Source organism: Faecalibacterium taiwanense, from assembly GCF_036632915.2.
Taxonomy (GTDB): Bacteria; Bacillota; Clostridia; order Oscillospirales; family Ruminococcaceae; genus Faecalibacterium; species Faecalibacterium taiwanense.
Genome location: NZ_CP155552.1, coordinates 2,051,729 through 2,063,788, shown reverse-complemented (window position 1 = coordinate 2,063,788; position 12,060 = coordinate 2,051,729). Strand labels below are relative to the sequence as shown.

The 12,060-nt window shown below is 55.6% G+C and carries 12 protein-coding genes and 1 tRNA gene; 9 read left to right on the top strand and 4 right to left on the bottom strand.

What is annotated here, in order from left to right:
- Nucleotides 1–365 precede the first annotated feature (365 nt).
- Nucleotides 366–1,160, top strand: coding sequence for an RICIN domain-containing protein (locus tag PXT33_RS10205; RefSeq protein WP_332376472.1), 795 nt, complete (start codon nt 366–368; stop codon nt 1,158–1,160).
- A 71-nt stretch (nt 1,161–1,231) separates the two neighbouring features.
- Here the strand turns inward: PXT33_RS10205 and PXT33_RS10200 are convergent, their stop codons facing one another.
- Complete coding sequence (locus PXT33_RS10200; RefSeq protein WP_332376471.1) at nt 1,232–1,882, bottom strand: Crp/Fnr family transcriptional regulator; 651 nt, start codon at nt 1,880–1,882, stop codon at nt 1,232–1,234.
- Between the two features lie 86 nt (nt 1,883–1,968).
- On the opposite strand from PXT33_RS10200, the gene PXT33_RS10195 reads away from it, so the two are divergent.
- Nucleotides 1,969–2,697 carry an ATP-binding protein gene (locus PXT33_RS10195; RefSeq protein ID WP_097775294.1) on the top strand — a complete coding sequence of 243 codons (729 nt, stop codon included), beginning with the start codon at nt 1,969–1,971 and terminating at the stop codon, nt 2,695–2,697.
- A gap of 63 nt (nt 2,698–2,760) precedes the next feature.
- Here PXT33_RS10195 and PXT33_RS10190 read toward each other — a convergent pair whose 3' ends face one another.
- Both PXT33_RS10190 and PXT33_RS10185 read right to left on the bottom strand, forming a co-directional pair.
- Entirely contained in the window at nt 2,761–3,636 is an 876-nt protein-coding gene (locus tag PXT33_RS10190) for a hypothetical protein (protein WP_332376470.1), read from the bottom strand.
- 116 nt (nt 3,637–3,752) lie between these two features.
- Nucleotides 3,753–3,844 (bottom strand) — tRNA-Ser (locus tag PXT33_RS10185).
- A gap of 258 nt (nt 3,845–4,102) precedes the next feature.
- On the opposite strand from PXT33_RS10185, the gene PXT33_RS10180 reads away from it, so the two are divergent.
- Entirely contained in the window at nt 4,103–5,122 is a 1,020-nt protein-coding gene (locus PXT33_RS10180) for an alpha-hydroxy-acid oxidizing protein (protein ID WP_005945594.1), read from the top strand.
- 53 nt (nt 5,123–5,175) lie between these two features.
- Here the strand turns inward: PXT33_RS10180 and spoIID are convergent, their stop codons facing one another.
- Nucleotides 5,176–6,180, bottom strand: coding sequence for a stage II sporulation protein D (gene spoIID, locus PXT33_RS10175; RefSeq protein WP_332376469.1), 1,005 nt, complete (start codon nt 6,178–6,180; stop codon nt 5,176–5,178).
- Between the two features lie 246 nt (nt 6,181–6,426).
- Here spoIID and PXT33_RS10170 point away from each other — a divergent pair, with 246 nt between their 5' ends.
- The 6 genes from PXT33_RS10170 to PXT33_RS10145 all read left to right on the top strand — a co-directional run bounded on the left by PXT33_RS10170 (nt 6,427) and on the right by PXT33_RS10145 (nt 11,995).
- The gene (locus PXT33_RS10170) at nt 6,427–7,797 is read left to right on the top strand and encodes a citrate synthase (protein WP_097781654.1); all 1,371 of its coding nucleotides are present in this window, start codon (nt 6,427–6,429) and stop codon (nt 7,795–7,797) included.
- A complete protein-coding gene (locus tag PXT33_RS10165) occupies nt 7,797–8,582 on the top strand; it encodes a hypothetical protein (protein WP_332376467.1) in 786 nt (261 codons plus the stop codon). Before PXT33_RS10170 ends, PXT33_RS10165 begins: the two co-directional genes overlap by 1 nt.
- Nucleotides 8,583–8,780: 198 nt before the next feature.
- The gene (gene gap / locus PXT33_RS10160) at nt 8,781–9,812 is read left to right on the top strand and encodes a type I glyceraldehyde-3-phosphate dehydrogenase (RefSeq protein ID WP_005945602.1); all 1,032 of its coding nucleotides are present in this window, start codon (nt 8,781–8,783) and stop codon (nt 9,810–9,812) included.
- A 503-nt stretch (nt 9,813–10,315) separates the two neighbouring features.
- Nucleotides 10,316–10,714 carry a hypothetical protein gene (locus tag PXT33_RS10155; RefSeq protein WP_345786155.1) on the top strand — a complete coding sequence of 133 codons (399 nt, stop codon included), beginning with the start codon at nt 10,316–10,318 and terminating at the stop codon, nt 10,712–10,714.
- Between the two features lie 89 nt (nt 10,715–10,803).
- Nucleotides 10,804–11,571, top strand: a complete 768-nt coding sequence (locus PXT33_RS10150; RefSeq protein WP_347070312.1) for a glycosyltransferase family 4 protein — start codon at nt 10,804–10,806, stop codon at nt 11,569–11,571.
- On the top strand, nt 11,483–11,995 hold the full coding sequence (locus PXT33_RS10145; protein ID WP_347070311.1) for a glycosyltransferase family 4 protein: 513 nt from the start codon (nt 11,483–11,485) through the stop codon (nt 11,993–11,995). The genes PXT33_RS10150 and PXT33_RS10145 overlap by 89 nt, the downstream gene beginning before the upstream one ends.
- The last annotated feature ends 65 nt before the right edge of the window (nt 11,996–12,060 follow it).

Genomic DNA, 12,060 nt, shown 5'->3' with positions numbered 1-12,060 from the left:
CTCCTTTTATCATAAGGAATAGGTCAAGAAAAGCCGCCCAGCAGCAGAGCGGCGGATAATTTGAATGTGTGCACGGGATGCACGTTCCATAGTATAACGCAGCTGCGGCAAAAAGTCGAGAGCCGAACCGGTACAGAATGGTGCCTGAAATGCCCATGGAGCGGGAGAAAAACGGACGGAAAGCTTGACTGTTTTTGTCTGTTTTGCTAAAGGCTGGTCGAATTGCTTGTAGAAAATCACGATATGTGGTATCATTTACCATAAGGGAAACAAAAGAGCCTGTGCATCTGTACAGGCTGCATACAAAATATAAGCGGCAGCCGCAGGCAGAGCCGGGCGGCTGCGATCCATAGGAGGAACAAACCATGAAAACTGTTGCACAGACCGTGATCGAAGCCGATCACTTTTACACCATTGCCGCGCACACCGGCAACGTCATTCAGGCCGTGGAGGGCACCAAGGAAGCCGGTACCGTCCGTCTGGGCAAGTACGAGCATAAGCCTGAGCAGGAGTGGAGCTTTATCCGCGTGGGTGACGGCGTTTACCGCATCCGCAACCGCGCATCCGGCAAGCTGCTGGACCTGACCATGACCGGTACTGCCAACGGCACATGGCTGCATCTGTGGGAGGATGTGGGCGGCACCTCCCAGATGTGGACGGTCCAGCCCACCCCGGAAGGAACTGTGCGCCTGCGCTCTTCCTGGGCAGGCGGCAAGTGCGTGGATACGGTCGGCATGGGCGCTGCGGTTGGCACTGTGCTGCAGATCTGGCAGGAGGTGCCCGGTGCAGACGACCAGCTGTGGACCATTGCCGAGGTGAAGGAGCGCGCAAAGCGTGCCGCAAAGAAGGCCGAGGCGCCTGCTGTGGAGGCTGCCGCTGAAGCTGCACCCGCTGCAGAAAAGGCACCGGCCAAGAAGACTGCGGCCCGCAAGCCCCGCACCACCAAAAAGGCGGCTGCCGCCAAGGCAGAAGCTGCAGAAGAGGGGAAGGCAGAGACCGCAGCACCGGCAGAAAAGCCCGCAAAGCCTGCCCGTAAGACCGCCGCCAAGGCTGCCGAAAAAGCAGAGCCTGCAAAGGCAGAAGCACCTGCAGAGGAAAAGCCCGCTGCGGAGAAGCCCAAGCGCAAGTGCGCACCCCGCAAGAAGAAGGAGACGGTCTGATCTCGTTCTGTTGACCTGTTAAAATGAAAGCGCCCGCCGGAGGTCCAGCCCTGCCCGGCGGGCGCTTTTGGTTATTCTGGAAGCTGCTTTAAAACAAAGCGGTTTTTATCAAATTCCAGCAAACCTTCGTCCCGCATTTTGCACAGCTCTTTGGAGAGGGCGCTGCGGTCCAGATTGAGGTAGTCGGCCATCTGCTGGCGGTTGAAGGGCACCTCGAACGCCATCCTGCCGCAGCGTGCTGCCTGTGCGGAAAAATAGGTCAGTAGCCGTCCGCGCACAGTCTTGGGCGTTGTGCAGAAGATGCGCTGCGAAAGGCTGAGGTTCTTGCGCATGGACACCGCCAGCAGGCGGCGCAGCAGCTTGTCCTGCAGCGCTGGCTCGATCCGCGCATCGGTAAGGGCGGCAGTGTGCAGGAACAGTATTTCGCAATGTTCGGCCGCAACAGCATCCACCATCAAGGCCTCGCCGCAAAAGGCGTAGGTCTCGGCAAAGGCCTGCCCGGCACCTACGCTGCTCAGGATGCTTTTGGTGCCCCAGAGATCCAGATTTTCAATGTGCACGGAACCACGCAGCACAATGCCGATCTCCCGCACGCAGCTTCCGGCGCGGAAGATGACCTCGTGCTTTGCAAACTGCCGGGTGCGCAGGTGCCCGGCAGCGGCAAGGGTATCCAGCTCGGCTTCTGAAAGATCCTGAAACAGGGGCGACGCGATCTTTTTCATAAAAATCCTCTTTCTGTGGTTATAACAACCGAAAGCACGGTCTGATTATAGTATACTCAGAACATCAAAGCAAGGAGGATTTTTCCATGATCCGCAAAATCATTCATATAGACGAAGAAAAATGCAACGGCTGCGGTGCCTGCGTCACCGCCTGCCACGAGGGTGCCATCGGCCTTGTGAACGGCAAGGCCAAGCTGATGCGGGACGACTACTGCGACGGCTTTGGCGACTGCCTGCCCGGATGCCCCACCGGTGCCATCACCTTTACCGAGCGCGAAGCCGCCGCTTATGACGAGCAGGCTGTGCTGGAAAACAAGCAGAAAAAGGCCGCTGCCGCCCAGCAGCAGGCACAGCCCGCCGCACCGGCGTTCCATGGCTGCCCGGGCAGCATGATGAAACAGTTCCACCGTGAGCAGACCGCACCTGCCGCAGCCGCAGTGCCCATGCAGTCCCAGCTGGCACAGTGGCCTTGCCAGATCAAGCTGGTGCCGGTGAACGCGCCCTACTTTGACGGTGCCAAGCTGCTGATCGCCGCCGACTGCACCGCCTATGCCTACGCCAATATCCACGAGGAGTTCATGAGGGGCCATGTGACCATCATCGGCTGCCCGAAGCTGGATGCTGTGGATTACAGCGAAAAGCTGACCGAGATCATCCGCAGCAATGATATCAAGAGCGTGACGGTGCTGCGCATGGAGGTGCCCTGCTGCGGCGGGCTGGAGCACGCTGCCATCACTGCTCTGAAGAACAGCGGCAAGTTCATCCCGTGGAATGTAGTCACCTTCTCCACCGATGGCCGCATCCTCGACCGGTAAAATGACAGAACAAAAGCCAGAAACGACTGCTGCCGTTTCTGGCTTTTGATGTTTGCGGAAAGATCAGCCCGCGTTCTGTACGCTGTTGGCAGCGGTCTGCACGAACTGCAGCACGCTCTGGATGGTATCGCGGATCTGCACCAGCGTCTGGATGTCTTCGTCCTTCATGCGGGATGTGGGCGCAGTGAGCACCACGGTCTGGGCACTCACGGTGCCAGTGAGCTGGATGCTGACCCCGTGTTCCGGGATGGTGAGCAGGATGTGCACCGGGATGGCATCCGCAAAGAACCTGCTCTTTTCCAGCCCGATAACAAGTACCGGTGCATTGGCGCGGGCATCACCGGTATCCAGCTGAAAATAAAGGTAGCCGTCCTTTGCGTTTTCCGGCTGTACGCGCTGCAGCTTTTTCTGCGGCAGCTCAAACTCGGTCATGTCCTGCAGGCTGGTGGCTGTGGTGTCCACACCCAGCAGGCTTGCCAGCTGGGCCTGCGAGATATAACTGCCAAGGCTCCAGTCCGGCAGCAGAAGGCTCGCCAGCGGGTAGCTGCCGGTGATGGAAGAGCGGATATTTTTGTACAGCTGCCCGACATCGTATAAGGTCTCGCTGCTGCTGATATACACCCGGGTGAGCGGGCCTGCCGGGATAACGGCATCCGGGGCCGAGATGTTCAGCTGCAGTGCGTCCGGCGCATACAGGCCGTTGACGGTGCCCTTGGTGGAGCCTGTCTTTTGCAGGATGGTGTAAAGGGCAGGGGAATCGGCTGTGGATGTGATCTCATAATCAAAGGTAAAGGCCGCGCCTGCCTGCAGCGCTTTCACCCGGCGGGCTACCAGACTGTACCCGGTTACAGCGGCCACGACTGCAAGCAGTACAAGGATGAGCACTGCGATCAGGATCACATAGCCCGCGCCGTGCTTTTTTCGTTTGGAAGATGCCATAAAAAATCCTCCCTCAGATGTTTTATTCAGCATAGCGGAACAGCGGACAAAAGTCAAGGCGGAACAGAGGAGCGCTGGAAAAACAAAAAATCCGAAACTGTAAGGTTTCGGATTTCTGGCGGAAAGATGGGGATTCGAACCCCAGAACGCTTTTGACACGTTACACGATTTCCAGTCGTGCGCCTTAGACCAACTCAGCCATCTTTCCATATTCGGTTTTGCGTTTTGGGCCGTGGCCCTCAGCGCTCCACTATAATACCTGAAAGAAGCACTTTTGTCAAGGATTTTTTTGAAAAAAATTGTATTTTTTCAAAAAGCACGTGCCTGCGTTTCTGGCCTCCGAACTTTGCACTGAAAACCGTGCAAAACCCTTGACGACGGCTGAAAACCGGGCTATGATGGGGGTAAAGAGTGCTGCGGAGAGAGTTTGCCCTGCAGAAAAGGAATAAAAGGAGGATATTTTATTATGACTTATCCTGAAGTGCTGGCTAATGCGCGCGAGTGCATCGGAAAATACTGCAAGGCCTGCCCGGTGTGCAACGGCGTGGCCTGCAAAAACCAGATCCCCGGCCCCGGTGCCAAGGGTGTGGGCGATACGGCCATCCGCAATTATAATAAGTGGGCCGAGATCCGCGTGAACATGGACACCCTGTGCGAGGGCGGCACCCCGGACACCCATATTGAGCTGTTTGGCAAGAGCTTCAAGTACCCGTTCTTTGCAGGCCCGGTGGGTGCTGTGAACCTGCACTACTCCGAAGCCTATACCGATATGACCTATAATGATGTGCTGGTGCGCGCCTGCGCAGAGAACGGCATCGCAGCCTTTACCGGCGACGGCACCAACCCCACCGTTATGGAGATGGCCACCAAGGCCATTGGCGCAGCAAACGGCTGCGGCGTGCCCACCATCAAGCCCTGGAACATTGATACCATTAAGGAAAAAATGGCCGAGGCCAAGGCCAGCGGCTGCTTTGCCGTGGCCATGGATGTGGATGCAGCCGGTCTGCCCTTCCTGAAGAACATGACTCCGCCCGCAGGCAGCAAGAGCGTGGCAGAGCTTGCCGAGATCGTCAAGCTGGCCGAGCGCCCCTTCATCGTCAAGGGCGTTATGACCGTTAAGGGCGCACTGAAGGCAAAGGAAGCCGGCGCGGCTGCTATCGTGGTGTCCAACCATGGCGGCCGCGTGCTGGATCAGTGCCCGGCCACTGCCGAGGTGCTGCCGGAGATCGCAGCAGCCCTCAAGGGCACCGGCGTGAAGATCCTGGTGGACGGCGGCATCCGCACCGGTGTGGATGTGTTCAAAGCACTGGCACTGGGTGCAGACGGCGTGCTGATCTGCCGCCCGTTCGTCACGGCTGTGTATGGCGGCGGCGAGGAAGGCGTGAAGTGCTACATTGATAAGCTGGCCGGTGAGCTGGCCGACACCATGCAGATGTGCGGTGCGCATTCTCTGGCCGAAATCACCCCGGATATGGTGCGGGTATAAGAAAAAGAGTGAATAGAAATGCGGTCTGTGCCTTTGCGGTGCGGGCCGCTTTTTCATCCTTGCAGCTGTGTGCCGGGGTAGTAGTGTGCCAGAATATCGGCATAGCTTTTGCCCTGCTCCGCCATGGCCTTTGTGCCCCACTGGCTCAGGCCCACGCCGTGGCCGTAACCCCGGGTGGTAAAGCTGAAATTCCCGCTCTGGTACTGTACCGTAAAGCATGTGCTGCGCAGGCCCAGCGCCCGGCGCAGGGTCGTGCCGGTCACGGTCTGCCCGCAGACCGTGACGGTTTTTGTGTATCCGGCGCTGGTCAGCGCTGCCGGGCCGAACCAGCCCTCCGGCGCGGCGAGGTCGGCAGAAATGCCAAGGCCTGCAAGGGCCTGCTGCACCTGCTCTGCGGAAAAGGTGATGGTGTATTCGTAGTTGTCAGCGGAACGGTCGGTGCTGCTGTCCACTGAAATGAGGTAGGGCAGGGCGGAACCCCATACATTTTCACTGGCCTCGGTCTGCCCATTGGAAATGGCAAAGTAGCTGGCGCAGGCAGGAGCATTCTCATAATAAAGTATCTCATCCAAGACCTCGTCCACAAGGGCGGAGAGGCGGGCATAATTCTGCTCGTAGGCGGTGCCCCAGTAGCTGCGCAGCACCGGCTCGGTCAGGCAGCCCTGCCGCCGGGCTGGGTCGGCAGTGAGCCAAGCGCCGCTTTGCAGGGTGGTGTGGTCCCGGCAGTAGAGCGCATAGCTGTGGGCGGCAACGGCCTGTGCCTTGAGCGCTTCGTCCGGCCAGCTCACCGGCATCTCGGCGGCGACAGCACCCAGAACGTATTCCTGACGGGAAAGCTCCAGCACCTGTCCGGTGGCCTGATCCTCCACCAGAAAGGTCTCGGCATCCGCAGAAGGCACGGCACTTGGCGGCTGCGCAGATGCTGCAGGCGAAGACACGGCAGAAGATGCGGGCTCTGCCCCGCTGAGCACGGCGCGTGTGACCCGGTAGGCAGCCAGCGGCAGAATGCTGCCCAGCACCAGCAGGACCGCAAAGATTGGCAGAAAAAACTTTTTCATAGTCCCAAACCCTCCGACAGCGGTGTTTTTTTAATCAGAATACCGGATATACCCTGAAAAAAGATGCGAAACAGGGAAAAAGCCTTTTGTGGTGCAAGCGCAAAAAAGCACCAAACCGACTTTTTGAGCGCTGAACGGTGCAGTTAATGCTTGAATTTACTCGTCAAAAGCGATAATATAGAATTATACCCATCATTGAGGGTGGGCGGGAAAGTATATAAATAGGATGAAAGGAGAATTCCCCTTATGAATTTTGCACATTCGGAGGTGGCAACGCTGGACCCGAACACGATGCGGACTTTGTGTGAGGAATATGTTGCCAACAACTACATCGATCCGGAGACGAGCGAACGTCTGGGGGTCAAGCGCGGCCTGCGCAACCCGGATGGCACCGGTGTGTTGGCCGGCCTGACCAACGTCTGCGACGTTGTGGGCTATAAAAAGGATCAGGAAGGCCATGTGATCCCCACTCCTGGCAAGCTGATCTACCGCGGTGTGAACATCAACGAGATCGTGGACGAGGCCTACCGCAATGACCGCTTTGTGTTTGAAGAGGTGATCTGGCTGCTGCTGTTCGGCAGTCTGCCCAACCAGGAGCAGCTGGACGATTTCTGTGAGATCCTGGCAGAGCACCGCGCCCTGCCGGAAGGCTTCATGGACACCATGAACGCCCCCTCGCCCAATATCATGAATAAGCTGCAGCGCTGCGTGCTGGGCCTTTACTCTTATGATGAGCACGCCGAGGATCTGAGTCTGGAGAACATCCTGAGCCAGAGCATCAATCTGATCGCCAGCATGCCCACCATGATGGTGAACGCTTACCAGATGAAGCGCCGCTACTACGATAAGCAGAGCATGTTCTTCCACCTGCCCAAGCCCGGCCAGAGCACGGCAGAGCACATCCTCAGCACCTACCGTCCGGACCAGAAGTTCACCCACGAGGAAGCAAAGCTGCTGGATATGTGCCTGCTGGTGCACGCCGACCACGGCGGCGGCAACTGCTCCACCTTTACCACCCGTGTGTTGTCCTCCTCCGGCACCGATACCTACTCCGCAATCGCGGCGGCCATCGGTGCACTGAAGGGCCCCAAGCACGGCGGTGCCAACCTGATGGTGAACCGTCAGCTGAAGGATATCCTCAAGCATGTGGAAAACCCCGAGGACGACGATGAGGTGCGCGAGTATCTGCGCCGCATCCTGCGCAAGCAGGCGGGCGATGGCTCCGGCCTGATCTACGGCATGGGCCACGCGGTGTACACCATCAGCGACCCTCGTGAGGTGGTCCTGAAGCAGCGCGCCCGCCATCTGGCCTACGACAAAGGCTTTGAGGAAGAGTATAATATGCTGTGCAGCATCGAACGGCTGGCCCCCGGCATCTTTGCCGAGGAAAAGGGCAGCACCAAGCCGGTGTGCGCCAACGTGGACCTGTTCAGCGGCCTGATCTACAACATGCTGGGCATCTCTGAGGATATCTACACCCCGCTGTTCGCCATTGCCCGTGTGCCCGGCTGGTGTGCACACCGCGTGGAAGAGGTGGTATTCGCCAACCGTATCATTCGTCCCGCTTACAAGTATCTGGGCGTGCGCCAGAAATATAAGCCGATCGAGGAACGCTGATGAATCCTTCTGTTTTGTTCGTTTTTATCCTGAGCATTCTGCTGGGCGTGCTGCGCGCGGCAGACCTTGCCTTTGGCACCGATGCCGTCACCGGTCTGTGCGTGGTCGGCTCGGTGTGGTGGCGCTATCTGGCACTGGGTATCGTGGTGCTGGCTGCAGTGCTTGTGGGCCGTACACAGCCTTCCCACTCGGAAGCGGTGCGTAGCCGCAGGCCGCTGGCCGGTATTCTGGCTTTTGTCGGTGCAGTATGTTTTCTGGCCGCAGCGGGTGCACAGATCGCGCTGGGCGCAGCTTCCGGTCTGGGCGGCTTTGTGCGGTGCATTCTGGAATGCCTGTGCTCCGCGTGGCTCAGCACCATGGGCCGCTGCTGGCTCAGCCCCAACGAGTGGAAAAAGCCCTTTGGTGGGCTGTATCTGGCCGTGGCGGGCAGTCTGCTGTTCTACTGGAACGTGCTGCTGCGCTTTATGGAGAACAGCTCCAGCTGGCACCGCGTGATCCCTACAGCGGCGGTGTGGCAGGCGCTTGCGGCACTGGTGTTTTTGGCAGCGCTGGCCCGGGCACTGCATGTCCCGCAGCCGGGCAATGGCAAAACACTGTGCGCAGCCGGGCTTGCCGCATTTGCACTTTGCCTGTGCTGGCAGCTGCCCTATGTACTGGTTTTGATGAGCGGCCTGAGCTGGGCCGCACCGGCTGTCTGGCCGGAGATCTTTGCCGGACTGGGCCTTTGCTGCGTGGGCGGCATTGGCGGAGCGTGCGTTGCAGCCTGCTTGAACGGGGAGAGCTGACAAAAATGTTGGCACTCTGTTGGCGCAATTGCCGAAAAGCAGGGAATGAAAGGAATTAAAATCGTACAAAAGCAAAAAATGCAGTGAATGTCTTGTTAATTTTTTGGCAGACACTTGAAACTTTCTGCGTTTTGGTCTAAAATAAAGATACCGTGATTTATCCGATTATGGGTAAAATAATTAGGAGGTACTATTAACATGGCTGTTAGAGTTGCTATCAATGGTTTCGGTCGTATTGGTCGTCTGGCTTTCCGTCAGATGTTTGATGCTGAGGGTTACGAGGTCGTCGCAATCAACGACCTGACCAGCCCCAAGATGCTGGCTCACCTGCTGAAGTACGATACTGCTCAGGGTTCTTTCTGCGGCAAGATCGGCGAGGGCAAGCACACCGTCGAGGCTACCGAGGACTCCATCATTGTTGACGGCAAGGAGATCAAGATCTACGCTGTTAAGGACGCAAAGGACGCTCCCTGGGGCGAACTGAACGTTGATGTCGTTCTGGAGTGCACCGGCTTCTACACCAGCAAGGAGAAGAGCATGGCTCACATTCAGGCTGGCGCAAAGAAGGTCGTTATCTCTGCTCCCGCAGGCAACGATCTGAAGACCATTGTCTTCTCCGTCAACGAGAAGACCCTGACCGCTGAGGATCAGGTCATTTCTGCTGCTTCCTGCACCACCAACTGCCTGGCTCCCATGGCTAACACCCTGAACAAGACCTACCCCATCGTCTCCGGCATCATGACCACTGTTCATGCTTACACCGGCGACCAGATGATCCTGGATGGTCCTCAGCGCAAGGGCGATCTGCGCCGTGCTCGTGCTGGCGCACAGAACATCGTTCCCAACACCACCGGCGCTGCTAAGGCTATCGGCCTGGTCATCCCCGAGCTGAACGGCAAGCTGATCGGTTCTGCTCAGCGTGTGCCTGTTCCCACCGGTTCTACCACCATTCTGGTTGCTGTCGTCAAGGGCAAGGACGTCACCAAGGAGTCCATCAATGCTGCTATGAAGGCTGCTACTTCTGAGTCCTTCGGCTACAACGAGGATCAGATCGTTTCTTCCGATGTCATCGGCATGCGTTACGGCTCTCTGTTCGATGCTACCCAGACCATGGTCGCTAAGATCGACGACGACACCTATCAGGTTCAGGTCGTGTCTTGGTACGACAACGAGAACTCCTACACCTCTCAGATGGTCCGTACCATTAAGTACTTCGCTGAGAACTGCTAATCACAGCTCTACGCTCAAAAGTGCTTGAGATGCCGTGCTGAAGGACAACTAGTATTGGCTTTGCTGATACGAACATGCTGTGATTGGTACGACAACAGGATAACGAGTTCAACACCCTTCCTTTTGCGGGTTTCCGTGAGAAGAAGGGTGTTTTTTTGCTACAAAAAAGCAATGGAACGAGTTCCTTTCTAAAATGAATAGGTTGCAACAAAAAGACGGAATAAAGTACGGAAATCTTAGCCATGATGCAGGCAATGATACAGCTGCAAAGTATTGTACCCCAGAGGAAAAAATGGTAAAATATTTTTAGTGTCAATAAATACATTTACGAAATTGATATTGATGATTCTGGAAATAAAATGTCAATGAATTGCGGCGTAAATCAGTCAAAAACCTGGGCGTAAATGCGTCCGGGCTTTTTCTGATGTAAAGGAAACCGGGCCGGAGTTTGGCACGGTATGGGGATGAGATCCCTAAATGGGGAAAGCGACAGGAAAGGGAAAATGAAAGAGAAATTGAGGCTTGCTGTTTTTGGCCACAAAAGGTGGTCGAGAGAGGGCGGCGTGGAGATCGTGGTAAAAGAGCTGTGCACACGGATGGCGCAGCAGGGCTGTCAGGTGACATGCTACAACAGAGCAGGCCATCATGTGAGCGGTGCGGAATATGACGATGCTGGTAAAACGGAGTACGAGGGAATCCGTCAGAAGTCTGTTCCGACCATTGAACGGCGCGGGGCTAGAGATATAATACGCGGCTGTCATAATAGGGACAAGGGTACGGCAGAGAACGAAAGGCTCCGCGACCCGAAGTTCATATTTTCTTACCCGAAGAATGAACGAATGATCTTTCTGAGCGGCAGAAATGCCGCACAGGAAGAAATCTCGACCATGAGGGTGGGGTGACAGCCAGCGGACAGGTGCACGAGCCTATCCGCTCTTTGTGTTGACCGAGATATTGATGAAGAAATTGAGTGGGATTGTGGGAAAGATTTATGAGTAAGAAACTTGCGATTGCGATGTTCGGACAGAAGCGATTATCGAGAGAAGGCGGAGTAGAAATCGTTGTCAAAGAGCTCTGCACCCGAATGGTACAGAATGGTTGTGACGTGACCTGCTACAACAGAGCAGGCCATCATGTGAGTGGTGCAGAATATGACGATGCTGGTAAAACGGAGTACGAGGGAATCCGTCAGAAGTTTGTTCCGACCATTGAACGACGCGGACTTGCTGCAGTCAGCTCCTCCGCATTTGCGGCACTTTATAGTGCATTTGGAAAATACGATGTGGTGCATATCCATGCAGAAGGTCCTGCCTTTTTCTGTTGGATACCAAAACTTTTTGGCAAGCGTGTAATCTGCACTATTCACGGTTTGGACTGGGCCCGCGAAAAATGGAAATTTGGCGTTGGATCAAAATTTATCCGGCAGGGTGAAAAAAATGCTGCGAAATATGCGGACGAGGTCATTGTTCTGAGCAAAGGAGTGCAGGACTATTTTAAGGAAACTTATGGAAGAGAAACACACTTTATCCCTAATGGCGTGAATAGGCCGCAGATTCGGGAAGCAAAGCTGATCACAGATCATTTTGGACTGGAAAAAGATTCCTACATATTGTTCCTCGGGCGTCTGGTGCCGGAGAAGGGGATTCGATATCTGGTTGAGGCATTCAAGAATGTTAAGACAGAAAAAACTGGTCATTGCAGGTGGCTCCAGCGATACGGATTCCTTTATGGAGGAATTGAAAGAACTGGCGAAGGGTGACGATCGGATTCTATTTACCGGGTTTGTGCAGGGAGCAATGTTGGATGAACTATACAGCAATGCTTACATTTACACGCTGCCGTCTGATCTGGAAGGAATGCCATTAAGTCTACTGGAGGCAATGAGCTACGGCAATTGCTGTCTGGTTTCCGATATTCCGGAATGCGCAGAGGTTGTGGAAGATAAGGCATTGATTTTCAAAAAGTCAGATGTAGAGGACTTGCGAGAAAAACTGCAAGAGGCTTGTGACCATCCTGAAATGGTTATGAAAATGAAGAATCAGGCAGCTGACTTTATCTGCGAGAAATATAACTGGGATCAACAAATCATCAATGGTTCGATGACAGTACGAAGAAGTGGAATCGAAATGCTTTGTTTGATGCAGTCTGGAATGGTGACAGCGAAGGCATTACCAAGGAAATGAATGCTCTGCTCCGGCGCACCATAAGCTACCATGACTATCGGGAAGACTTCTATCATGCTTTCCTT

Bases quoted from the DNA above. Each gene is read 5' to 3' on its own strand.
- spoIID (WP_332376469.1), bottom strand. From the start codon at position 6,180: ATGAAAAAGTTTTTTCTGCCAATCTTTGCGGTCCTGCTGGTGCTGGGC.
- PXT33_RS10200 (WP_332376471.1), bottom strand. From the start codon at position 1,882: ATGAAAAAGATCGCGTCGCCCCTGTTTCAGGATCTTTCAGAAGCCGAG.
- PXT33_RS10180 (WP_005945594.1), top strand. From the start codon at position 4,103: ATGACTTATCCTGAAGTGCTGGCTAATGCGCGCGAGTGCATCGGAAAA.
- PXT33_RS10165 (WP_332376467.1), top strand. From the start codon at position 7,797: ATGAATCCTTCTGTTTTGTTCGTTTTTATCCTGAGCATTCTGCTGGGC.
- PXT33_RS10155 (WP_345786155.1), top strand. From the start codon at position 10,316: ATGAAAGAGAAATTGAGGCTTGCTGTTTTTGGCCACAAAAGGTGGTCG.
- PXT33_RS10145 (WP_347070311.1), top strand. From the start codon at position 11,483: ATGTTAAGACAGAAAAAACTGGTCATTGCAGGTGGCTCCAGCGATACG.
- PXT33_RS10190 (WP_332376470.1), bottom strand. From the start codon at position 3,636: ATGGCATCTTCCAAACGAAAAAAGCACGGCGCGGGCTATGTGATCCTG.
- PXT33_RS10205 (WP_332376472.1), top strand. From the start codon at position 366: ATGAAAACTGTTGCACAGACCGTGATCGAAGCCGATCACTTTTACACC.
- gap (WP_005945602.1), top strand. From the start codon at position 8,781: ATGGCTGTTAGAGTTGCTATCAATGGTTTCGGTCGTATTGGTCGTCTG.
- PXT33_RS10150 (WP_347070312.1), top strand. From the start codon at position 10,804: ATGAGTAAGAAACTTGCGATTGCGATGTTCGGACAGAAGCGATTATCG.
- PXT33_RS10195 (WP_097775294.1), top strand. From the start codon at position 1,969: ATGATCCGCAAAATCATTCATATAGACGAAGAAAAATGCAACGGCTGC.
- PXT33_RS10170 (WP_097781654.1), top strand. From the start codon at position 6,427: ATGAATTTTGCACATTCGGAGGTGGCAACGCTGGACCCGAACACGATG.